Origin of the sequence: Bacillus thermozeamaize, assembly GCA_002159075.1 — a bacterium.
GTDB classification, from domain to species: Bacteria; Bacillota; Bacilli; order ZCTH02-B2; family ZCTH02-B2; genus Bacillus_BB; species Bacillus_BB thermozeamaize.
This window is the reverse complement of the sequence record LZRT01000086.1, coordinates 19964-42604: the sequence shown is the minus strand read 5'-3', so window position 1 is coordinate 42604 and position 22641 is coordinate 19964. Positions and strand designations below refer to the sequence as shown.

Sequence of the window (22641 nt, the reverse complement as noted above, 5' to 3'; positions counted from 1 at the left end):
TATTATAATTGATGTTTTAAAATATCTCACTCAGCACATCGTAAAACGTCTGGGTCAACCTCGCTTTTACGTCTGAAGGTTTTTCTTCGATAATCGGATAACCCAAATCAACATGTTGTGCCCATTTGTTTTTGTTTACACCCAGCACACGGGCCTCATGACTTAAAACAATATCGTCAGCTTTCTTAACTGCTTCAATGTCGTCATCATCCAATTTCGGCGCACCAAAAGATTGCCAAATCAAATCAAACAATCTTTCTTCCATCCGTTGATAATCAATCAACATGCGTTTGATTGGCCGCGGTAAATCAATCAGATACGCCTCTGTGAAATCGTGTGTCAATCCATACAGACGGACGGACGGCGAGTAGTTCCTGTCTGTCAAATAACGATATACCATGAGCGAATGCTGACCGACGCTGTAAAAGATTTTAGAGTGTCCTCCAAATCGGCATAGATTGCAGACAGCATGAATCATGTCTTCAACCACAATCTCCTCCAACCTCGGGTCAAACGGGTAAAATTTTACCCCTGTATACGTTTCTATCCAGTCGCCATATCTTGTTTCCAACATCTTAACCCCTCCCGGTTGGATGATGAGATTGCAGTTATTGATGCATGATGACATGTCTGGTGAAAAAGCCCACAGCACACCAAAGAGAGATGCATGGAAAGAAAAATGCACAAAAGCGTGATTCCCGTCCGTCATAAGGACGGATCCCAATTCGTCCCTCAACAAGGCTAGGCACATCAGCCCATGTATTTTTTCGCTTCCGGAAAGTCAATCTCAACCTGATCGTTCTTTTTGTCGATCAACTGGTTCAACCTCGTAACCTTTTTCTTCCATTCGATGGCCTTTTTCCGCATTTCCTCCGGGTCGTGCAAAGCACGGATTACAGTTGTCGATCCTCCTATTCCCGTTCAATCTCTTCCTTCTTGCGGCCAGCGAAGCGTGACTGGGGTGAAAGTGCCGCTTCCTCCTTTCTCCATTCGGATTTTACACCCTTAAACCGCCTGACGAATGATGCCCATATTATACCACGAAAACAGGGAATAAGTGTTCGCAAAATGCTCGCAAAACAAATCCATCTTTCATCCCATCCAAGCATCCATCGTAACTTCCGCAACATTGAAAACCCCTTTCGTTTTTTGTGTATGGAAAATGCCACAAGCACTTTCCGTCTTGGCTCTTTAGAATCCAAGGTATGTATGTTATCCTCCCTGCATGTTGTCCTCCCTGGTTATTTTTTAAAACTCAAAAATAAAGTCAGATAGTCGAGACATGCAACGGCAATCGGCAGAATGGCAAGCCACAGGCTGAACCTGGGAAATCTCTTCGCCAAAACCAATGAAAGTACAAACGGAATAACGGAGTAAAGGATAAATAGCGAATAAACTGTGACTAAAAAGACTCGAAAAGGGGTTATCGTCCCCGGAGCATCGAATAAAAAGAACATCAAAAAGAAAAAGAAAAAGTAGAACGGCAAAAAACCGGCATACCAAGAGAGAATCCTTTTTCTAAGCTCTTGTCCACGATTCATGTCCATAAAATTCGCGCTCCCTTCTTTCTCTTGTTAAGTCATTTTAAAGTTATCTTAATATTTTCCTTGGCAGTTTAACACACCACCCCCCCAGCAACCGTCGGCGGCTCAGCGTTGGCCGGTAACGGAAAGGGGTAAACGAAGCCTATTCCATTCGCAGACAATGCCGTTATGGAAAAACGAGGTTGCTCCCCTAACCATTCGCGAGACGGCTCTTCCGTCCGCTCCGGCACAAAGGCATGGACACGCCGTTCCAATTTCATTTCAGAACAATCCGGAACTACAAACGATGGTCTGTGAGGAATCAGCATAAAGAATGTGATCAAATTGTGATCAAATTTGATGTGGTCAAATTGTGGCCAAAGCCGTTTTACAGGCATCATGTATCCGGAATCAAAACAGGACAGAAAAAGAAAAAACCCTTGAAACACAAGGGTTTGAAGGCATAAAAATGGTGGAACCGATGGGGCTCGAACCCACAACCCCTACGCTGCCAGCGTAGTGCTCTCCCATTGAGCTACGGTCCCACATTCACAATCCATATTCATCTGTGCTTCAAACTCAAGACACCGCTATTTTAGCAAGGACTGCTTCAAAAGTCAACATCAACCTTCAGAGTCGCACTTGCAAAAAGATTGTTGCCGGTCAGGAAGTCCACTTGGACTTCCTGCGGTTTTCTCCCCCGACATAATAGGCGCGGGTCTCATAGCGGATGCGCTCCATGATCCGCTTGGCCTTCATCGCCTCCACGCCCCCCTTGTGGGAGTATGCAAGGTGTTCCTCCAGTTCATCGTAGTTGAGATTGGACGTGTAAAGGGTGGGAAAGCCGGCGTTGACACGTGCCTGCAAAATCGGTCCGAGGATCTCGTCCCGCACCCAGGATGAGACGGTCTCCGCTCCGATGTCGTCCAGGACCAAAACGGGCACCTGCTTCAACACGTCCACCTTCTCCTGAACCCGTCCGTCCTGAATGGCATCCTTGACCTCGCGCAGGAATTCCGGCAGGTACACCATGATGGATGGAATCCCCCGCTCGGCCAATTTCCGGCAAGCCGCCCCCATCATCCGGCTCTTTCCGACACCCAGCGGCCCGTACAGGTACAGTCCCGGCATGCGTTTTCCCACTTCGTAGGACAGGCAGAACTCCATCACGGCATTCAGGGCGTCAATTCGCGGCAAGTCCCGCTCAATGGTGTGAAAGGAGGCGGCAAGGATCTCTTCCGGAACGTAGTGCGAACGAATCAGCTCTGTCTGGCGTTGTTGCAGCTCCTTGCTCCGCAGGCGTGGACACTTCTGATAGGAAAGGTACAGGTATGGCGGCTGGCAGGTGATCTCGCTCTGGTATCCCTGCAAAAGGTTGGGGCATTGTTCCAGACCAGGGCAACGGGCACAGTGACGCCGCTCCTCGACATATTGCTGCAAGCGGAGGATGGAACGCTTCCACGTCGTCTCCGGCAGATCAGGATACTGCCGGAGAAGGGCTCGAATCTCCGGAGCATTTTTCAGTTCCTGCCATTTTTCGTCCATCTGCTGCTGCGCTCGGTGAGCAGAAGAGATCCAGTTGCGAATCGGTTCCATCAGCTTGTCACCTCAATTCGGACTTTACGTGCCGGCATCCAGTTCACCCAATGCACGCAACAACTCGAGGGCGCGTGCTTCCTTCTCTTTCTGAAGCCGTTCCTGTTCCATGCTGACGGTTTTTCCACCCGCCACCTCATCCAATTGTTGCCTGACCGACTTTGGCAAAGGCTCGCTCCGCACCTGCCTTGGCGCCTTCCGCTCCGATCCGGGCGCCTCGGATGCGCTTCCTTTTCGTTCTCCACCCTTCAACGGCCAGCGCCGGTAGAGCTGGTGTTCCTTCCGGCATAACCCCAGCGCCTCGCTGACGGTCTCGATCCGCAATCTTTTCCAATGACTGGCAATCTTTTCGACAAGGGCTTTCGGAAGCTTGTAGTTGTTGGTAAACATCACGTATTCGATGAGGACGTTGACGACGCCGGGTTTCAGCTGATAATCATGAAGCAGGCTGTAAACCAGCCGCAGGTCGCTGTCTGCCACTTTGGTCCCGTTGCTGTAGGCGTGCAACAAGGCGTAAGGGGAAATGCGCTCCAGGTCCTGACGATGCCGTTCCGCATCGGTGAGGAGTTGCTCCGGTTTGCCGGAGACAGGCGCGTCCGGACTGGTCGCAGCCAGTTCCCGTGCAGGTTCAGTCCAAATCAGCCCCGGTTTCTGCTGATGGCGCCGCTCGGCCCAGGCCATCACTTCCCGGCGAAACTGTTCCCAGTCAATAGCCTCTCGGGCAAACAAGTGCTCCTGAATGAGCCGGGCCATTTCATCCTCTTTCAGTTGATACAAGGCGGCCAGCTGAAGGATTCGTTCCTCTACCTGGCGATTCCAGTGTTTGTCCAGACCGAAGACAGCCCCCACTTGATTCCGCATCAGCCGGGTATCAAACGGCCAGTCGCCCAGTCGAAGCGGCTGTTCCGATTCCTTCTCGACAGGAAGTGAGGCGAGCCCGTCTGCCTGCATCAGCTCACGCTGCGACAGGGGAGAATAGACGTCGTGAAAACCCTTGCTCACTTCTCTCATCGGCCGCTCTTGCCAGGGGGCAGGGGGCGATGAAAAAAAGTGTTGCAGCCACTGGTATTGCCCTTCCCCCAGGCGGTTCAACAGCATCACCGAGAGAACATCGCTCTGAAAAAACAACGGGGGCGCCAACGGCGGCGTCAACCGGTAAAAATAAGTCACCTCTTCCCGTTCTTCCACATAGGTATGCAACAATCCCAGCCCCTCAAGGCGGTAACGGGCCTCAAGCCATTCATCCATGGTCAAACCCATCGCCGACAGGAGGAACCGGTGGCGCATCAGGGCCTCACCGGATGCCTTCCCGGTTTCCATCCCTTGCGCCAGTGTCTGAAGCAAAAAATAAAGGTTCACCGCCATCGGTCCTGCTATCGGCTGGTAAAGGAGGAGGAGAGACATCTTCTCATCTTGGCGCAACGGCCTGTCCAAATGGACTACAAACGGATCCTTCGGGTATACCGATCGCAAATCCTTCGCCCCTTTCCTCGCTCCTGCAATCGATACGCTTCAGGTGTGCGCTGTGTTACTCCGATCCTTGCTCTTTTCGCTGCTCTTTTCGCTGCGTGTTGAGCATCTCGGAAAGTTCCTGCAAAAAGACGTGGATATCCTTGAACTGCCGGTAAACGGAAGCAAAGCGGACATAGGCCACATCGTCGATGTCATACAGCCGCCGCATCACCATCTCGCCGATTTCGCGGCTTGGAACCTCCGACTGTACCACGCTGCGCAGTTCCTTTTCAATTTCGTTGACGAGGGTTTCCAACTGTTCAATCGGAATCGGCCGCTTTTCGCAGGCGCGCAAGATGCCCCGCAGCAATTTCTCACGGCTGAATTCTTCCCGCGTGCCGTCTTTCTTGATGACATACAAGGGGGCTTCTTCCACCATTTCAAATGTGGTAAAACGACGGTTGCACTGTTCACACTCCCGCCTGCGGCGGATCGACTTGCCGTCATTGACGGGACGGGAATCCAGGACACGCGTCCCCATATGCTGGCAATACGGACATCGCATCTCGCTCGATCAGCTCCATCCTTCTTCTTGGGTATAGTTTGTCTGATCCTTGCGCCATCCGTCAATAGGACAAAAAAAGGGCAGGCAGCCTGCCCACCCAGTATTTGAGTTTTACCCGCTCCAACTTCACCGGGCGCCGACGGAAGCCACCTGCTCTGTTTCCCGCTCCTTTGAAAGCGCAGATGACAGGCCCCGGCCGATATGCTGAACCGCTTCCACGACGCGGCAGGAGTAGCCCCATTCATTGTCGTACCAGGCCAGCACCTTGATCTTGTGATCGCCGATGGCCATCGTCGACAGGCCATCTACAATGGCAGAGTGCGGGTTGCCGATAAAATCGACAGAGACCAGCGGTTCCTCCGTATATTGGATGTACCCTTTCATCGTTGTCTCGGCCGCTTCCTTCAGCAGACGGTTGACCTCTTCGGCCGTGACCTTCTTTTCCACGTCAACGACCAGATCCACCACCGAAACGTTGGGGGTAGGTACACGCAGTGCCAGGCCATTCAGTTTTCCCTTCAGTTCAGGCAGCACCTTGGCAACCGCCTTGGCCGCGCCCGTCGTGGTCGGGACAATCGACTGGCTGGAGGCGCGCGCCCGCCGCAAATCCTTGTGGGGGTTGTCCAATGGCTTTTGGTCGTTGGTAAAGCTGTGCACCGTGGTCATCAGACCTTCCCGGATGCCCAGCGCCTCATGAAGGACCTTGGCTATCGGAGCCAGACAGGTCGTGGTACACGAAGCATTCGAAATGATATGATGTTCCTCCGGATTATACAAGGCGTGGTTGACGCCCATCACCATCGTAAAATCCTCGTCCTTGCCAGGTGCCGTGATCAGCACTTTCTTGGCGCCTGCGGCCAGGTGCAGTCCGGCGCCCTCCCGATCGCGGAATTTGCCAGTCGCTTCAACCACCACGTCGATATTCAATTCACGCCAGGGCAGGCGGCTCGGATCTCGTTCTGCGACAAGCCGGGTACGCCTTCCCTCCACCACCAGAGCGTCCGGCTCCGCTTGCACCTCTTTCTCCCAAGTTCCATGTACCGTATCGTATTTCAGCAAATGCGCCAATGTCTCCGCAGGATAACTGGCGTTGACAGCAACAATGTGGAGATCGCTCACCTCTTGTGCACGTCGGAACACCATCCGCCCAATCCGTCCAAATCCGTTGATGGCTACCCTGATCGCCATGCGCGATTAACACCCCTCATCGATTGATACATACTATATCGTATGATTGACAGATATAGTATAACACATTTTTGCCGTTCGTGCAGTCTGTCAGGCCCCCATTTCATCCTTTATTCATGATCTTTGGGGGATGCTTTTCCTGATAGATTGCCCGGTATTTGTCGTAATAATAGAAGACTTTGCGCACATATTGACGGGTTTCGGAATAGGGGATGCGTCCCACCGTTTCTTCCCGGGCGTCCCACAGGCCATCTGCCAGCCATCGATCGACGGCGCCTTGTCCTGCATTGTACGCGGCAATCGCGGCAACCATGTTCTCGTCATAGTAATCGAGCAACCAGCCCAAATACCAAGTACCTACTTCAATATTCAAGACGGGATCCTGGATATACCGCCATGCCTCTTCCGAATAGCCCATCTTCCGGAGTGCCCACTTGGCGGTTTCGGGCATCAGCTGCATCAGACCAAGCGCTCCTTTGGATGAGCGCGCCGTTTTCTTATACCTGCTTTCCGTCTGGATGACGGCAGCCACCAGATAGGGGTCCACATCAAATTGGGAAGCCGCCTGCCAGATCTCTTCCTGGTAACGAAGCGGGTAAGCCAACCGCTGGTAGAGCGAGGAATACAACAAAGTCACCAGCAGGATCAAGACAATCCCGCCGACGATCCATTTGCCGTACCTCATCGTTCACCTTGCACCAGTTTCCGGAGCTTGTCCATCAATTGTTCCACTTGCCGTTCCGTCTCTTCGATACTTCCGGAATTATCAATGATGTAGTCCGCGTACTTGCGCTTCTCGTCAATCGGCATCTGCGCCTCGATCCGATTCTCGGCCTCCTGCCTGTTCAACTGATTGCGTTTCATCAGTCGCTGAAGCTGAATGTGGCGGGGCACGTAGACCAGGATCACTTTGTCTACCCGTTTTAGCCCCTCGTGAACCATAGACTCGATCAGGAGAGGAATGTCCATCACGACAATGGCCTTCGGGTCATCCGACAGCGCTTGCCGCACCTGCTCGTCCATTTTTTGGCGAATCAAAGGGTGAGTGATGGCATTCAATCGCTTGCGCGCCGCTTCATCGGCAAACACCAAGGCACCCAGCTTTTCCCGATCCAGGCTGCCATCCGGCCGCAGGTACTCCTCCCCAAACTGCTGCCGGATCGCCTCCCAGCCTTCACTTCCCGGCTTCACCACTTCCCGCGCCCAGAAGTCGGCGTCCACGATCACAGCGCCACGGGCCCGCAACATGTCGGAAACCGTGCTTTTACCCGTGGCGATGCCGCCCGTAATGCCAAAAATCACATGAATCCATCCTTCCTTTTGCAATGTATCGGCCATGAAAACCGCGCCATCAAAACATCTTGTAAAATCCTAGAACGATCAACAAGGCCCCGGGGAGAAAAGAAGCCTTCCGAACCCACCTGCAGCCTGCCAGACGGCGGCCGGCAACCATTCCAGACAGGAGAAACAGGCTGCTGAAACAACCGATACAAAGCGCCGTCAGCCAGGGAGAAAAGCCGATCATGGCTGCGCCGATCCCTGCACCCATCGCATCGAGCGAAAGGGCCAAGCCCAAAATCAGCGCCTCCTGACCGGTTATGAGACCGGATTGATCCATATCGGCGATGACCGGTTTTTTCAAGACCTGAACCACCAGGCCCAAATGGCGGATTTCCAATGTCCAGACCGGCTTGACCTGTTCCTCTTTTCTTCGTGCTGCAAGTTCCCGTTCGCTCTGAGCAGAGGATGGTTCATCGGTCAGGCCAGATCGCCGCACGTTCCACAGGGACCACGCCCCGACCAGGCAAAGGATCATGGCTCCCAGCCGTTTTCCCCATTCAAGCGGCACCCATTGCGCCAATTGCTCCCCTGCCAGCATCGTCATCAAAACCATCGAGGAAGAACAAGCGGCAATGATCAGAATGGAGCGGACAGGAATGTGGATCTGCCGCATCCCGTACGTCGCGCCGACGATAAAACTGTCCAAACTGACAGCAAACGCAAGCAACAAGACGGAGAATGCCTTCACCGCTTTGCCCCCTTCTTTCGAAACTATCTTCATCGTATGAAGGGGTGGGCGGTTTGGTGTAGGGGGAAGTCGATGTTTGTTTACACTTTTTTTCGCTGCCGCTGACAATGGGGACACAGGTGGGTTCCCCGTCCGGCCACAACGATCCGCCGAATCGGACGCTGACAACGTTTACAAGGCAACCCTTGGCGGGCATAAACATAGAGCTGCCGCTGAAAAGCGCCCTCTTCTCCATTACTATGCCGATAGGAACGGACAGATGCCCCGCCGGCTTCGAGGCCCCGTTCCAACACATCGCGAATGGCCCCGTGCAGCGCCCGAATATGCGACGGGCGCAAGGTCTCCACCCGTCGCTCAGGGTGGATCTTCGCCAGAAACAAGGCTTCATCCGTGTAAATGTTGCCAAGGCCGGCAACCACCTGTTGGTTCAACAAGGCGGGCTTGATCATGCTGCGGGCATGCTTGTACAGTTGTTCCGCCAACACCGCGGGAGTAAAATGAGGGTCCAATGGCTCCGGACCCAGACTGTATAAGCCAGGAACGAGATCCAGTCTTCCGCGGGGCACCAGATCCATGGTGCCGAATTTTCGCACGTCCTGATAGAGCAACAACGATCCGTCCGAAAACGTAAAAACCGCATGCACATGCTTTTCCTGGACCCGGTCTGTCCAACCCAGCCACAATTTTCCTTCCATCCGCAAATGGATAATCAGCGTGAGGGAAGTCAAATGGAGCAGCAGGTATTTTCCCCGCCGGGCCACTTCTTCGACTTGTTGTCCCGGAAGCCACTTGACAAATTCCATCGCCGTGGGCTGGCGGATGAGCGGAGGGTACCTCACTTCCGCATGGGCGAAGGTCTTGCCGCAAATGGCGGAGGCCAGGGCTTGTCTCAATGTTTCAACTTCGGGCAACTCCGGCATGTCTGTCTCCTTCTCCTCCATCGGTATTCAGGCGTGACATTTTTTAAATGACATTTGTCTTGCTAATTAGCTACTTGGCATCATACCATGTCGGCCCGTCGCTGACCTCCACTTTCAAAGGCACGGCAAGCGGCACCGCCTGTTCCATCACTTCCTTGACAAGAGAAAAGAGTTCCTCCCGCTCATCCGGATGAACCTCACAGATCAACTCATCGTGCACCTGCAGGAGCATCTGGCTGGCCATCTTGCGCCTGCGCATCTCTTTTTCCAGGCGGATCATCGCCAGCTTGATGATATCGGCCGCACTCCCCTGAATGGGCGTGTTCATTGCCGTGCGCTCGGCGAAGCTGCGCAGGTTGTAATTGCGGCTGTTGATCTCCGGCAAGTAGCGGCGCCGGTTGAGGATGGTGGTCACATACCCTTTTTCCCTCGCCTCCTGAACCGCCCGTTCCATGTAGGCCTTGACGCCGGGAAAGGTTTCGAAGTAGCGTTCAATAAATGCTCCCGCCTCCTTGCGGGGAATGTTCAGGTTTTGCGAAAGGCCGTAATCGCTGATTCCGTAAATGATCCCGAAGTTGACCGCCTTGGCCTGCCGCCGCATCTCGGCGGTCACCGCCTCCTGCGGGACGCCAAAAACATCCATGGCTGTCTTGGTATGGATATCCATATCTTTCCGGAAAGCTTCCATCAACCGCTCGTCCTGCGACAAATGAGCCAGGATGCGCAGCTCAATTTGCGAGTAATCAGCCGACAAAATCGTCCAACCGGGCTGGGAAGGAATAAACGCCTTGCGGATCCGTCTCCCTTCTTCCATGCGAATGGGAATGTTCTGCAGGTTTGGCTCCGTACTGCTGAGTCGGCCCGTGGCCGTAATCGCCTGGTTGAATGAGGTGTACACCTTGCCCGTTTCGGGATGGATCACCTTCAGCAAGCCGTCGATATAAGTGGAAAGCAACTTTCCCAGTTGCCGGTAGTGCAGGATTTTGCGGACGATCTCATGCTGGGGCTCCAGTTTTTCCAGCACGTCAGCGCTGGTGGAATACCCTGTCTTGGTCTTTTTGATGACAGGCAGCCCCAGCTTGTCAAACAGGATCTCGCCAAGCTGTTTGGGGGAGTTGATGTTGAAAGAAACTCCCGCCAATGCGTAAATCTCTTCCGTCAACCGCTCCAGTTGCTCCTGGAATTGCCTGCCCATTTCCTTGAGCGCCTGTCTGTCCACCCGGATGCCTCGAATTTCCAGCTCCGCCAAAACCATCGACAGCGGAAGTTCCAGATCCCGGTATAGCGAAAGGAGCTGATCTTCATCGAGGCGGCGGGTGACATCCTCCACTCTTCGCTCCATAAAGTGCGTCTTTTGGATGATGTGGCGCTGCCAGATGGCTTCCGCCGGCCTTTTCCGCTTCGCGCCGCGGCCGAACACCTCTTCATCGGCAGGCAGCCGTTCTTCGAACATCTTTGCGATATCTGACAAATGATGCTGCGTCGTGGAGGGATTGATCAAGTAAGATGCCAGCAGATAATCAAAATCGACCCCTGCCAGCGTGATGCCGTGGCGGGCCAGGGCTACCTTGGCCTGTTTCCCATCATAGAGGATCTTTTTGGCGTTCGGGTCTGCAAGCCAGGATTGAAGGGACTTGGACTCCCGGATGACTTGAGCCGGCACAAACACGGAGGAACGCTGCCAGGTCACGCCAAGGCCGAGAATTTCCGGCTTCCAGTCCGCCGGCTCCTGTTCCACCCAGATCGCCGGCCGCAGCTTGCGCCACTCTGCCACCAAACGGTCCGCATCTTCCCGTTTGAGGCAAGTATACGAAAGGGACGAAACGTCATCCTCTGCGTCCGCTTGGTCCGCTTGCGCCGTCCCCTTGGTCGCGCCGCGTCCGGCCTGCTCCAGCTTCAATCGTTCAAGCAGGGAATGGAAAGACAGTTTGCGAAACACCTCTGCCACCTGCTCAGGATCAAACGGCTGCAACGCAAGATCCTGTATCTGGTAAGGCAGTGGCACTTCCCGGCAAATGGTGGCCAGCTGCTTGCTCAGTCGTGCCGCTTCCGCATGTTCCCGGACGCGTTCCCTTAACTTGGCGCCGGGCAACTCGTCCACGTGCCGCAGAATCTCTTCCACCGACGGATATTGGCTGAGCAATTTCAGCGCTGTCTTTTCACCCACTCCAGGAATTCCCGGAATGTTATCGCTGGCATCCCCCATCAAACCCTTCAAGTCCACGATCTGGTGCGGTTTCAAACCATACCTGCGTTGAACTTCCGCTTCATCATATGCTTCGACGTCGGTGATCCCTTTGCGGGTCAGGTAGACCTTAACCCTGGGAGAAACCAGTTGCAAGAGATCCTTGTCTCCGGTAACGACCAACACCTCATGTCCCGACCTGGCGGCCTGATCTGCGATAGTGCCGATAATGTCATCCGCCTCGTAGTTGTCCAGTTCATACTGTGGAATGGAAAAAGCGGTCAGGACCTCCTTGAGGAGCGGAAATTGCTCGGACAACTCCGGAGGCGTTTTCTGCCTGCCTCCCTTGTAATCCCCATACGTTTCGTGGCGAAAGGTGCGCTTGCCCGCGTCAAACGCCACCAGCATGTGGGTCGGCTGCTCCTCTTCCAGCAATTTGAGCAGCATCATCGTGAATCCGTACACGGCATTGGTATAAAGCCCCCGTTCCGTATTCAACAAGGGCAGCGCATAAAAAGCCCGGTTGGCAATGCTGTTGCCATCTACCAAAATCACTTTTCCCAAAATGGTCACCTCTTGTCTTTTATCCGCCTGCCCTTTCCGGCAAGCCCGCAGTCTATTCCGGCATGTCCGGCTGACGCGCGGGAAAGAAGACAGAAAACTGGGAACCACTGCCCAGTTCGCTTTCCACCTCAATGCGCCCATGATGCGCCTCCACCAGGTGCTTGACGATCGCCAGCCCCAGTCCGGTTCCTCCCGACTCGCGGGATCGGGCCTTGTCCACACGGTAAAAACGTTCGAACAGATGGGGGAGATCCTCTTTCGGAATGCCGATCCCCGTATCCCTGACCCGCACCCACGCTCCATCAGGGCGCGATTCCGCAAACAGCTCAATCTTTCCTCCCGGCGGCGTGTAAGTGACGGCATTGCTGAGCAGGTTGAGAAGGATCTGGCGGAAACGATCCGGATCGGCTTCAATGACCGGATCATCCTCCACATGCAGCTGCAGGGTGAGCTGGCGTTCTTCCGCCTCCACATGGACCAAACGGAGCACCGCTTCCAGATGTTCCTTCAAATGAATCCTGCGAAAATCCAACCTCACTTGCCCGGATTCAATCTTGGACAAATCCAGGAGCTCGCCGATCATCCGATGCAGCCGGTCGCTTTCATGCAGAATGATTTCCAGAAAAGCCTGCAGCGTCTCAGGTTCATGCATGGCACCATCCAGCAGCGTTTCGGCAAACCCCTTGACGGCTGTCAGGGGTGTTCTCAATTCATGGGAGACATTGGCCACAAACTCGCTTCGCAGGCGCTCCAGGCGCCGGATCTCCGTGATGTCGTGCATGACGACCACCACCCCGCCCTTCCCGCCACCGGGGCGCGCAATGGGCGACAGATGCACATCAAGCACCCGTTCTTGCGGATAATAGACCGTCAATTCCTGTTTAAATCGCTGCCCACTCTGAAGGCAGCGATCGATCAATTGGCCCAGTTCGTAATGGTGACTGGCTGCGATATGTTGCCTGCCGATCAGCTCTTTCCGCGAACTGCCCAAGAGCCGTTCCGCCATCGCGTTCACCAGAAGGATGCGCCCCCGCGGATCGAGCAGCATGACCCCGCTGGCCATGTTTTCCAGAAGGCTGATCAGCCGCTGGCGGTATTCCTCGCCAATATTCATCTGAATCTCGATCTGGTCCAGCAACTGATTCAGCGCCCGGATAAACGGCGCCACTTCACTCAGCGGATCGTGATACAACCGTTGCGTAAAGCGTTGCCCTGGGATTTTTTGCAGAAACTGGGTCAATTCATCCAGGGTCCGCAGGTGCGGGATGAGCCCCCAATAAATCGCGCCGTACAATCCGCTGCCAAGCAGCAGGCCGCCGATCAGGACAACGGCCGGAACAGGGATGCGGCCAACCGACAGTACGGCAAAAAGGCCGGCAACGAAAACCGCGGCCATGGCAAACCAAAAGATGCGCCAGATCAGCCGCCTCATGCAGGACCCTCAAACTTGTAGCCGACCCCACGAATCGTCTTGATGTAGACGGGTTGCTTGGGATCAGGCTCAATCTTTTCGCGCAGGTGGCTGACATGTACATCCACGATCCGCGTGTCCCCTGCAAATTCGTAATTCCAAACCGCATCAAGCAACTGATCCCGCGTCAACACTTTCCCGCGATGTTCCAGCATATAGCGCAAGATTTCAAACTCCTTGGGTGTGAGATCCAGCGGTTTTCCCCGGAAATAAACTTCGTACCTTTCCGGATTGACCGACAGGTCGCCGACACGCACCGTACCTTCTTCCTCCCGTTCAGGATTGGCCCGCCGCAAGAGTGCTTTCACCCTGGCGACCAATTCGCGGGGGCTGAAGGGCTTCGTCAAATAATCATCCGCTCCCAGTTCCAGGCCGAGGACCTTGTCCAATTCTTCATCCCGAGCCGACAACATCAGTACCGGTGTGCGGTTTCCCTGTTGACGCAGTTTCTTGCAGATTTCAAATCCGTCGACCGACGGCAGCATGATGTCCAAAACGATTAAGTCCGGCTGTGCCTGCTGAATCATCTGCAGTGCCATCCGGCCATCCGTGGCTTTGAGAACCTTGTAACCGGCCTTTTGCAAATTGAATTCAACCAGCGTCAGAATGGCAGCCTCATCGTCCACCACCAGGACGGATTGGGTCAACCTTGCTCCTCCTTTTTCCCTGTACCCTGTTTTCACCTGTTCTCAATTCTATCTTTGATTTGATCTTAAACAAGTTGCCATGGGAATACAACAAGGGAGGAAGAAACAAAAAGCGGCGGAATCCAATGTCCGCCGTCTGACCATGATGTCTGATGTGGATGCCTAGATTGCCTAACGCAGCATCTTGAGCAGGTTTTCCACCGACTGGGCCGACTTGTCCAGCGCAGCTTTTTCTTCCGGCGTCAGTTCCAGCTCGATGACCCGCTCGATGCCATTGCCGCCGAGGATGGTCGGCACACCGAGGTAGATGTCGTTGTACCCGTACTCGCCATCCAGGTAGGCAATCGCAGGGAGGATCCGCTTTTTGTCCTTGAGAATCGCCTCAGCCATTTGCACGAGCGAGGCAGCCGGAGCATAGTAGGCGCTGCCCGTTCCGAGCAGGTTGACGATTTCGCCGCCGCCTTTGCGTGTCCGCTCCACGATGGCTTCCAGCTGATCCTTTGGCAGCCATTTTTCCAGAGGAATGCCTCCCACGTAGGAATATCTGATGAGGGGAACCATATCATCACCGTGCCCCCCCAGCACAAAACCGGTCACATCCTCCACCGAAACGTTCAGCGCCTGCGCGACAAACGTCCGGAAGCGGGCCGTATCCAGCACACCCGATTGACCGATGACCCTGTTTTTCGGAAAACCGGTCGTCTTGAAGGCGACGTAGGTCATCGCATCCACCGGATTCGAAAGGACGAGGACGATTGCCTCAGGCGAATGCTTCGCCACCTGCTCTGCAACGGAACGCACAATGCCGGCATTGGTATTGACCAGATCATCACGGCTCATCCCAGGTTTTCTTGCCACACCCGCTGTGATGATCACGAGGTCGGAGCCGGCTGTCTCTTCGTAATGGCTGGTTCCGACGATATTGGCGTCAAAACCTTGAACAGGACCGGCCTCCAACATGTCAAGCGCCTTGCCCTTGGTCGGGTTTTCCAGCTGGGGAATGTCCACCAATACGATATCTCCCAGTTCTTTCTGCGCCAGCATGAGCGCCGTTGTCGCCCCGGTAAAGCCCGCCCCGATCACACTGATTTTTTTCCGTTTCATCGCCATGACGTTTATACGCCTCCCGCTTTTTCTTTGCTTTCCGTTGAGTCACCGGTCGCAATATCTCACGATGGCTGGATGATCAGGTATGTCCGCATGGCTGGTTCATATAGGACAGAGGATGCCTTACAGGTTTTTGATCAGGTGATCCGCAAACTCGGATGTCTTCACCTCGGTGGCTCCGTCCATCAACCGGGCAAAATCGTACGTCACGATCTTCTGGCTGATCGTCTTTTCCATAGCACGGATGATCATGTCAGCCGCCTCTTGCCACCCCAGATGCTCCAGCATCATCACGCCAGAGAGCAGAACGGAGCCTGGGTTGACCTTGTCCAGCCCGGCATACTTGGGAGCCGTTCCATGGGTTGCCTCAAACACGGCATGCCCGGTCACATAATTGATGTTGGCGCCTGGCGCGATTCCAATGCCCCCCACCTGTGCCGCCAACGCGTCCGAGATGTAGTCGCCGTTGAGGTTCAACGTCGCGATCACATCGTATTCAGCCGGGCGTGTGAGGATTTGTTGCAAAAACGCATCCGCAATGACATCCTTGATGATCAGTTTTCCGGCCGCTTCCGCATCGGCCTGCGCCCGATTCGCCGCCTCTACGCCCTGTTCGGCCTTAATCTTGTCGTACTGCGCCCACGTGAATACGCGATCCCCGTATTCTTTCTCGGCCACTTCATATCCCCAGTTTTTAAACGCGCCCTCTGTAAACTTCATGATATTGCCCTTGTGGACCAGCGTGACGCTTTTCCGGCCTCTTTTGAGCGCATACTCAACCGCGGCGCGAACCAGCCGGTAAGTGCCTTCTTTGGAAACCGGCTTGATCCCGATCCCGGATGTTTCCGGAAAACGAATCTTGGTAACCCCCATCTCCTCCTGCAGGAAACGGATCAGCTTTTGCACTTCAGGTGTTCCTTCCGCCCACTCGACACCCGCGTAAATGTCTTCCGTGTTTTCGCGGAAAATGACCATATCTACCAGTTCTGGCCGCTTGACCGGCGACGGCACACCACTGAAGTAACGCACGGGCCGGAGGCATACATAGAGATCCAGCTCCTGCCGCAATGCCACGTTCAGCGAACGGATGCCACCGCCGACCGGTGTCGTCAAAGGCCCTTTGATGCTGACTATGTATTCCCGCAGGGCAGTCAATGTGTCCTCCGGCAGCCATTCGCCATACTTCTGATAGGCTTTTTCACCCGCGTAAACTTCGTACCAGGCGATCTTTCTCTGGCCGCGATATGCCTTCTTAACCGCTTCATCCAGCACGCGGGAAGCAGCAGCCCAGATGTCCGGACCCGTACCGTCTCCCTCAATGAAGGGAATAATCGGGTGATCGGGGACGTGCAGCTTTCCGTCCTTTACCTGAATCTTCTCGCCCTCTGCCGGCATGTCAAACTTTTTAAAAATGGACATCCTTGCACCCTCCTTTGCTGATTGGCCTCAACAGCAAACTCCTTACCCCAACCTCTACCCATTTTGCTTTCGGTTCTCTGCTTTTGCTCTCGATTCTCTGCAAATTTTTTCTGCTGACCTTTTGCTACCCTTTTTACCCCAGTTTATCTGTACATTTCAAGGCCCACCAAAAGGGCCCACCAAAAGCAGACGCTTTGATGGGCTGCACTCACCTTTTTTATCTTACTTGATTTAATCCCTTTGATCCAGAGGAATGTAAGAAGCCTTGGTCGGTCCCACATACTCCGCGCGTGGCCGGATCAAGCGGTTGTTTGCATACTGCTCCAGAATGTGCGCAGTCCAGCCCGATACCCGGCTGACGGCAAAAATTGGCGTAAACAGTTCTTTCGGGATACCCAAGTACGTATAAGTGGAAGCGGAGTAAAAGTCAACATTGGGGGGCAATCCCTTTTCTTTGACCACAATGGCCTCGATTTTCTCCGACATTTCAAACCATTTCGGATCATTCTTCAGTTTCGCCAGTTCCCTCGACATCTCATGAAGGTGTTTGGCCCTCGGATCCCCTTTCCGATAGACGCGGTGGCCAAAGCCCATGATCTTCTCTTTCTTGTTGAACTTGTCCTGTATGTAGGCCTCAATCCGCTCCGGAGTGCCGATCTCTTCCAGCATCCTCATGACCTGTTCGTTGGCTCCCCCATGCAGAGGACCCTTCAGTGCGCCAATGGCCGAAACCACCCCGGAGTAAATGTCAGAAAGGGTGGCCACTGTCACGCGCGCCGCAAAGGTAGACGCATTGAACTCGTGATCGGCGTGAAGGACAAGGGCTTTGTCAAATGCCCGAATGGCCACTTCAGAAGGCGCCTCGCCATTCAACATGTACAGGAAATTTTGCGCAAATCCGTATTCCGGGTGGGGTGCAACCGGTTCCAACCCTTGACGAACCCGGTGGATCGCCGCCACAATGGTGGAAATCCGCGCCGTAAGGCGAATGGCCTTCCTGAGATTGGCTTCCTGTGTATTGTCTCCTGCCTCAGGGTCGTACATTCCCAACGCCGAGACGGCCGTTCGCAATATTTCCATAGGTGCGGCCGTTTTCGGATACGCTTTCAGTTGGGCCAACACTTCCGGTGGCAGGGCCGCATTCTCCCTGAGCGCTTGCTGAAGCTGTTCCAATTCGGTGCGATTGGGCAGTTTGCCATGCCACAGCAGGTATACCACTTCTTCAAAACAGGCGTTTTCTGCCAAATCGTCGATATTGATCCCCCGATAGGTCAGGGTATCATCAATGATCGAACTGATGGACGATTGAGCAGCTACCACGCCTTCTAGGCCTTGGGTCGCAGCCATCCTATCCTTCCTTTCTCATGTGATTCTTTGTTAAAATTCTCTGAAGGTACTTTAAAATGCAGCGAATAAAGTGAACGTTTTCCTTTGTTAATTATAAATTAAAAAACTAGTTTTGTGAACGATTCCCGGCCGGAAATGGTCCATGAAAGGATTGAATTGAGATTTACGCGAAAATGAAGTACAATTTTCCCATCTTAAAAATAGAAGATTGCAAATGATGGACGCAACGTTGGGGAGGAAAACCATTTTGTCCAAAACACAAGCACAGGTGCTTCTTCGGCTGCTAATTGTCCTGGTTTCCATCATTGGACTTTTCTTTCTGTTGCGATGGCTACTGCCGCTCGTATCACCATTTATTATTGCCTGGCTTATCGCGTTAATCATTAATCCGATCGTCAACTTTTTAGAAAAGAAGGCAAAAATGCCCAGAATGCTGGCGGTCATGCTGACGCTGGGGCTGTTTATCCTCCTGGTCATCACGCTGTTTACCTTTCTGACGGCCAAGATCATCATTGAGCTGACCCAACTGATCAACATTCTGCCCGTCTACCTGAATCAGGTCCAGGCCTATCTCAGCCACTTTCTCACGCAGGAAATCGTCCTCAACCTGTTCAACCAAATGGAAAACATCGTCGCCAGCCTAGATCCGATCTACCAGGAAAAAATTACAGAAACGATCCGTTCCGGCATTGATTATACCACACAGGCGGCTACGAAATTGTTTGTCTTTCTGCTCAACGGGTTGCTGGGTTTCTTCACCGCGCTGCCATCCACCGCCCTGCTGCTCATCATCTCCTTCGCGGCAGCCCTGTTTATCAGCAAGGACTGGTATCGAATCAGGAACGGGATCATTCGGATGATGCCGCAAAAGATGGCTGAAAGCAGCAAGTTGATCTGGGGGTATCTGCGCAAAGCGGCCTTTGGGTTCATCTGGGCCCAGGCGATCCTGATCAGCGTGACCGGGGCCCTGGTCGTCTTTTACCTGATGATTTTGGGCGTGGAATACGCCATTACGATAGGGTTGGTCATGGCCCTCTTCGATCTGCTGCCCTACTTAGGCGTGGGCACCATTCTGATCCCATGGGCCGTTTACTGCCTGATCATCGGCGATTACAAACTCGGGATCGCCCTGGGGATTTTGTACCTGATCATCGCCATCGCCCGTCAACTGCTGGAGCCTAAAATCGTCGGCGACAACGTGGGGCTTGATCCGCTGCTGACCCTTATCGCTCTGTATGTGGGAATTCAGGTGTTCGGCGTGGCGGGGGCCCTGATCGGTCCGGTGGTTTTGGTGGTCCTGGTCTCCCTGTATAAAGCCAACGTGTTCCGGGATTTATGGTCTTACATTACCCGGCCGCTTCACTCGGAATAGCGCGGTTGCCGAAGCCGGACAGACAGCCGGACAGACCATCAGGGCTGCTGCGCCATCGCCTCCTGCAAACGCGAAAAAAACGCAGGTGCATGGCGATCGAGGCGCAGGGGCTTCAGCTCCCGGTTCACCCAGGCATGATGGGTTTGGCCGGTAACCAAGAGCTCCTCCCCTTTTCCGTCCACTTCCCGCAACACTTCATAGGCAAAATGAATGCGCACGCGGGAGAACTGGACCATCCTCGTGCGCACCAGAATCGCGTCCCCGTAGCGGGCTGGAGCGTGGTAATCGGCCTCCACGTGGATGACAGGCAGCAGGACACCGTACTGCTTTTCCAAATCGGGGTATCCCATTCCTGTCACCTGCTTGACAAAATCGGTTCGTCCGATTTCAAACCAGACGAGGTAGTTGGCATGGTAAACGATGGCCATTTGATCCGTCTCTTGATACCGGACGGCCAGGCGAACCTCGGTCGTTGCTGACATCTCCCGTTTCCTCCTCTCCTACAGGACCGTGGCCTTGCCGCTGTAGATGTACCCACGTTCCGTATCAACCGTGATCTCCATCCCGTCCTCCAACTGTTGCATGGCATTCTGGACCCCTACGATGACCGGAATCCCCAATTCCAATCCGACAATGGCCGCATGTGAGGTAAGGCCCCCTTGTTCGGTGATGATGGCAGACGCTTTCTCCATCGCCGGCATCATATCCCGATCGGTGCTTCGGGTCACGAGGATGGAGTTGGGAGCCATTTTTTCCAAGATCTCTTCCACGGTTTCCCCTTTCACGATGCGGCCCGTCACCACTTGGTGTCCGATTCCCTGACCGCGAGCGATGATGTCGCCGACCACATGGATTTTCATCATGTTGGTCGTGCCGACCTGCCCGATCGGAACGCCTGCCGTGATGACCACCAGATCGCCATAACTGATGTACCCTTCCTGCAGGGCCCGGTCCACGGCAGAGTTCAGCATTTTGTCGATGGACTGGGCTTTATCCCCCAATATGGGCATCACACCCCAGGAAAGGGTCAGTCGGCGGAGCGTTTGTTCATTATAGGTCACCGCCACGATCGGGCTGGCCGGGCGATACTTGGAGATCATCCGTGCCGTATACCCGCTTTCGGTCGGTGTGATGATTGCCGCTACCTTCAGTTCCAGAGCCGTCCCGGCCACCGCCTGGCCGATCAGGTCGGTTATCGTGTTTTGCCCGTTTTCGCTGCGCATGCGGAAGATGTCCCGATAAGCGAGCGCTTTTTCCGTCGTCTCGGCGATTTTGGCCATCATTCGGACCGCTTCTACCGGATAATTGCCGGCGGCTGTTTCCCCGGAGAGCATCACGGCGTCCGTTCCATCCAGGATGGCATTGGCCACATCCGTTGTCTCAGCGCGGGTCGGGCGGGGATTGCGCTGCATCGAATCAAGCATTTGCGTGGCGGTAATCACTGGTTTGCCCACTTTGTTGCATTTGCTGATCATTTCTTTTTGCAGGAGTGGAACCTCTTCGACGGGAATCTCAACCCCAAGATCCCCCCGCGCGACCATGAGGCCATCCGCCACCTCCAAGATGGCGTCAAGATTCTGCACCCCTTCGCGGCTCTCAATTTTGGCAATGACCGGAATGTCCGCGCCCATCTGTTCGAGAATTTCGTGGATCTCCAGGATGTCTCCCGGCTTGCGGACAAATGAGGCCGCGATAAAATCGACGCCCTGTTCCACACCGAAACGGATATCGGCGGCATCCTTCTCGGTAATCCCGGGCAATCCAATGGAGACGCCGGGAACATTTACTCCCTTGCGATCCCGGAGCTTGCCGTTGTTCTTGACGCGGCAGCGAATCTCTGTCCCCTGTACCGACACCACTTCCAGACCGATCAATCCATCGTCCAACAAAACCGTATCGCCAGGGCGAAGCTCGTTCACCAGGCCGGAATAACTGACGCTGACCCGCTCCGCATTGCCCAGGACCTCCTCGGTCGTCAGGGTAAAGAGCTGGCCCTCGCGGAGTTCCACTTCCCCCGATTCCAGGATGCCGGTCCGGATTTCGGGGCCCTTGGTATCCAGCAGAATGCCGACCGTCTTGCCCAATTCTTTTGCGGCCTGCCGGATCCGGGCAATCCGTTCCCGATGTTCCTGGTGAGTGCCATGGGATAAGTTGAGCCTCGCGATATTCATCCCCGCTTTGATCAATTGTTTCAGCTTGTCCAGGTCTTCGCATGCTGGGCCGATGGTGCAGACGATCTTGGTCTTCCGCATGACAGTGACTCCTTTCACGAGATGGCAGTGCTTCAAATGGCAAGAATTCCAGCCATCTGATAAATGGACAAATCCACCTGATGTGAGCGGGACAACGCGTCGGCCATGCTGATTCCACAAATCTGATTCTGCCGACTGGCCACCATTTCCCCGCTCCTGCCTTCCATCAACAGTTGTACCGCCATACTGCCCATCCGGCTGGCCAGTACGCGATCAAAGGCGGTGGGCGAGCCGCCTCGCTGAATATGGCCGAGTACTGTCACCCGGGTTTCAAATCCGGTTCGCTCCTGGACCAGCCGGGCAATCTCCACGCCGCTTCCCGCCCCTTCGGCAACCAGGATGATGCTGTGTTTTTTGCCGCGCTGATGCCCCCGTTTCAATCGTTCAACCAATTCATCCAACAGTTGCTCCATGGGCAACTGAACCTCCGGGATGAGGATCGACTCCGCTCCTCCCGCAAGCCCGGCCCACAGCGCAATATCCCCGGCTGAGCGGCCCATCACTTCCACAACATAGGTCCGCTCGTGGCTGGTGGCGGTATCACGGATTTTGTCAATGGCCTGAATGGCGGTGTTGACGGCTGTGTCGAACCCGATCGTAAAATCGGTTCCGGGAATGTCGTTGTCAATGGTCCCTGGAACCCCAATCACGGGGAATCCTTGCTCGTGAAGCTTCAGCGCGCCGCGGAAGGAGCCGTCGCCGCCAATCACAACCAGACCGTCAATCTGGTGCGACTTCAATTGCCGCAATGCGCCGGCTTGTCCTTCCGGTGTGCGAAAAGCCTCGCTGCGGGCGCTGTAGAGGATGGTGCCACCCCGATGGATGATATCCCCCACCGAACCCAGATCCATCTGGACAAATTCACCCGCAATCAGCCCATTGTACCCGTGCTGAACACCGTACACCGCCATCCCGTGGTACAAACCTGTCCGAACCACCGCCCGGATGGCCGCATTCATCCCCGGCGCATCCCCGCCACTGGTCAGAACCGCGATCCGTTTCAT

Annotated in this window: 21 protein-coding genes and 1 tRNA gene; 1 reads left to right on the top strand and 21 read right to left on the bottom strand. The window is 54.5% G+C overall.

Features of this window, described 5'->3' with window-relative positions:
• Positions 1-16: 16 nt before the first annotated feature.
• The 18 genes from BAA01_03945 to BAA01_03860 all read right to left on the bottom strand — a co-directional run bounded on the left by BAA01_03945 (position 17) and on the right by BAA01_03860 (position 18013).
• The gene (locus BAA01_03945) at positions 17-574 is read right to left on the bottom strand and encodes a hypothetical protein (protein OUM86753.1); all 558 of its coding nucleotides are present in this window, start codon (positions 572-574) and stop codon (positions 17-19) included.
• Between the two features lie 337 nt (positions 575-911).
• Positions 912-1130, bottom strand: a complete 219-nt coding sequence (locus BAA01_03940; GenBank protein OUM86752.1) for a hypothetical protein — start codon at positions 1128-1130, stop codon at positions 912-914.
• A 111-nt stretch (positions 1131-1241) separates the two neighbouring features.
• Positions 1242-1547, bottom strand: coding sequence for a hypothetical protein (locus BAA01_03935; GenBank protein OUM86751.1), 306 nt, complete (start codon positions 1545-1547; stop codon positions 1242-1244).
• Between the two features lie 446 nt (positions 1548-1993).
• Positions 1994-2068: transfer RNA gene (locus tag BAA01_03930), tRNA-Ala, on the bottom strand.
• A gap of 118 nt (positions 2069-2186) precedes the next feature.
• On the bottom strand, positions 2187-3119 hold the full coding sequence (locus BAA01_03925) for a hypothetical protein (GenBank protein OUM86750.1): 933 nt from the start codon (positions 3117-3119) through the stop codon (positions 2187-2189).
• A 24-nt stretch (positions 3120-3143) separates the two neighbouring features.
• Entirely contained in the window at positions 3144-4592 is a 1449-nt protein-coding gene (locus BAA01_03920) for a hypothetical protein (GenBank protein ID OUM86749.1), read from the bottom strand.
• A 55-nt stretch (positions 4593-4647) separates the two neighbouring features.
• Entirely contained in the window at positions 4648-5136 is a 489-nt protein-coding gene (locus BAA01_03915; protein ID OUM86748.1) for a transcriptional regulator NrdR, read from the bottom strand.
• A 126-nt stretch (positions 5137-5262) separates the two neighbouring features.
• Positions 5263-6324, bottom strand: a complete 1062-nt coding sequence (locus BAA01_03910; GenBank protein ID OUM86747.1) for a type I glyceraldehyde-3-phosphate dehydrogenase — start codon at positions 6322-6324, stop codon at positions 5263-5265.
• Between the two features lie 103 nt (positions 6325-6427).
• On the bottom strand, positions 6428-7009 hold the full coding sequence (locus tag BAA01_03905; protein OUM86746.1) for a hypothetical protein: 582 nt from the start codon (positions 7007-7009) through the stop codon (positions 6428-6430).
• On the bottom strand, positions 7006-7662 hold the full coding sequence (locus tag BAA01_03900) for a dephospho-CoA kinase (GenBank protein OUM86745.1): 657 nt from the start codon (positions 7660-7662) through the stop codon (positions 7006-7008). Before BAA01_03900 ends, BAA01_03905 begins: the two co-directional genes overlap by 4 nt.
• Before the next feature lie 13 nt (positions 7663-7675).
• Positions 7676-8386 (bottom strand): sporulation membrane protein YtaF, encoded by a 711-nt coding sequence (locus tag BAA01_03895; GenBank protein OUM86744.1) that lies wholly within the window; start codon positions 8384-8386, stop codon positions 7676-7678.
• 47 nt (positions 8387-8433) lie between these two features.
• Positions 8434-9273 carry a DNA-formamidopyrimidine glycosylase gene (locus BAA01_03890; GenBank protein ID OUM86743.1) on the bottom strand — a complete coding sequence of 280 codons (840 nt, stop codon included), beginning with the start codon at positions 9271-9273 and terminating at the stop codon, positions 8434-8436.
• 70 nt (positions 9274-9343) lie between these two features.
• Positions 9344-12022 (bottom strand): DNA polymerase I, encoded by a 2679-nt coding sequence (locus BAA01_03885; GenBank protein OUM86742.1) that lies wholly within the window; start codon positions 12020-12022, stop codon positions 9344-9346.
• Between the two features lie 52 nt (positions 12023-12074).
• Positions 12075-13454, bottom strand: coding sequence for a hypothetical protein (locus tag BAA01_03880; GenBank protein OUM86741.1), 1380 nt, complete (start codon positions 13452-13454; stop codon positions 12075-12077).
• The gene (locus BAA01_03875; GenBank protein OUM86740.1) at positions 13451-14140 is read right to left on the bottom strand and encodes a DNA-binding response regulator; all 690 of its coding nucleotides are present in this window, start codon (positions 14138-14140) and stop codon (positions 13451-13453) included. Before BAA01_03875 ends, BAA01_03880 begins: the two co-directional genes overlap by 4 nt.
• Before the next feature lie 171 nt (positions 14141-14311).
• Entirely contained in the window at positions 14312-15250 is a 939-nt protein-coding gene (locus tag BAA01_03870) for a malate dehydrogenase (GenBank protein OUM86739.1), read from the bottom strand.
• A 120-nt stretch (positions 15251-15370) separates the two neighbouring features.
• Positions 15371-16660 carry an NADP-dependent isocitrate dehydrogenase gene (locus BAA01_03865; protein OUM86785.1) on the bottom strand — a complete coding sequence of 430 codons (1290 nt, stop codon included), beginning with the start codon at positions 16658-16660 and terminating at the stop codon, positions 15371-15373.
• Positions 16661-16897: 237 nt separating this feature from the next.
• Complete coding sequence (locus BAA01_03860; GenBank protein OUM86738.1) at positions 16898-18013, bottom strand: citrate synthase; 1116 nt, start codon at positions 18011-18013, stop codon at positions 16898-16900.
• Positions 18014-18230: 217 nt separating this feature from the next.
• Between BAA01_03860 and BAA01_03855 the strand changes: the two genes are divergently transcribed.
• Complete coding sequence (locus BAA01_03855; GenBank protein ID OUM86784.1) at positions 18231-19385, top strand: sporulation integral membrane protein YtvI; 1155 nt, start codon at positions 18231-18233, stop codon at positions 19383-19385.
• 38 nt (positions 19386-19423) lie between these two features.
• On the opposite strand, the gene BAA01_03850 is transcribed toward BAA01_03855, so the two are convergent.
• The 3 genes from BAA01_03850 to BAA01_03840 are packed head-to-tail and all read right to left on the bottom strand — an operon-like array spanning position 19424 to position 22641.
• Positions 19424-19867, bottom strand: a complete 444-nt coding sequence (locus BAA01_03850; protein OUM86737.1) for a hypothetical protein — start codon at positions 19865-19867, stop codon at positions 19424-19426.
• Between the two features lie 18 nt (positions 19868-19885).
• Positions 19886-21637 (bottom strand): pyruvate kinase, encoded by a 1752-nt coding sequence (locus BAA01_03845; GenBank protein OUM86736.1) that lies wholly within the window; start codon positions 21635-21637, stop codon positions 19886-19888.
• Positions 21638-21669: 32 nt separating this feature from the next.
• Complete coding sequence (locus BAA01_03840) at positions 21670-22641, bottom strand: 6-phosphofructokinase (GenBank protein ID OUM86735.1); 972 nt, start codon at positions 22639-22641, stop codon at positions 21670-21672.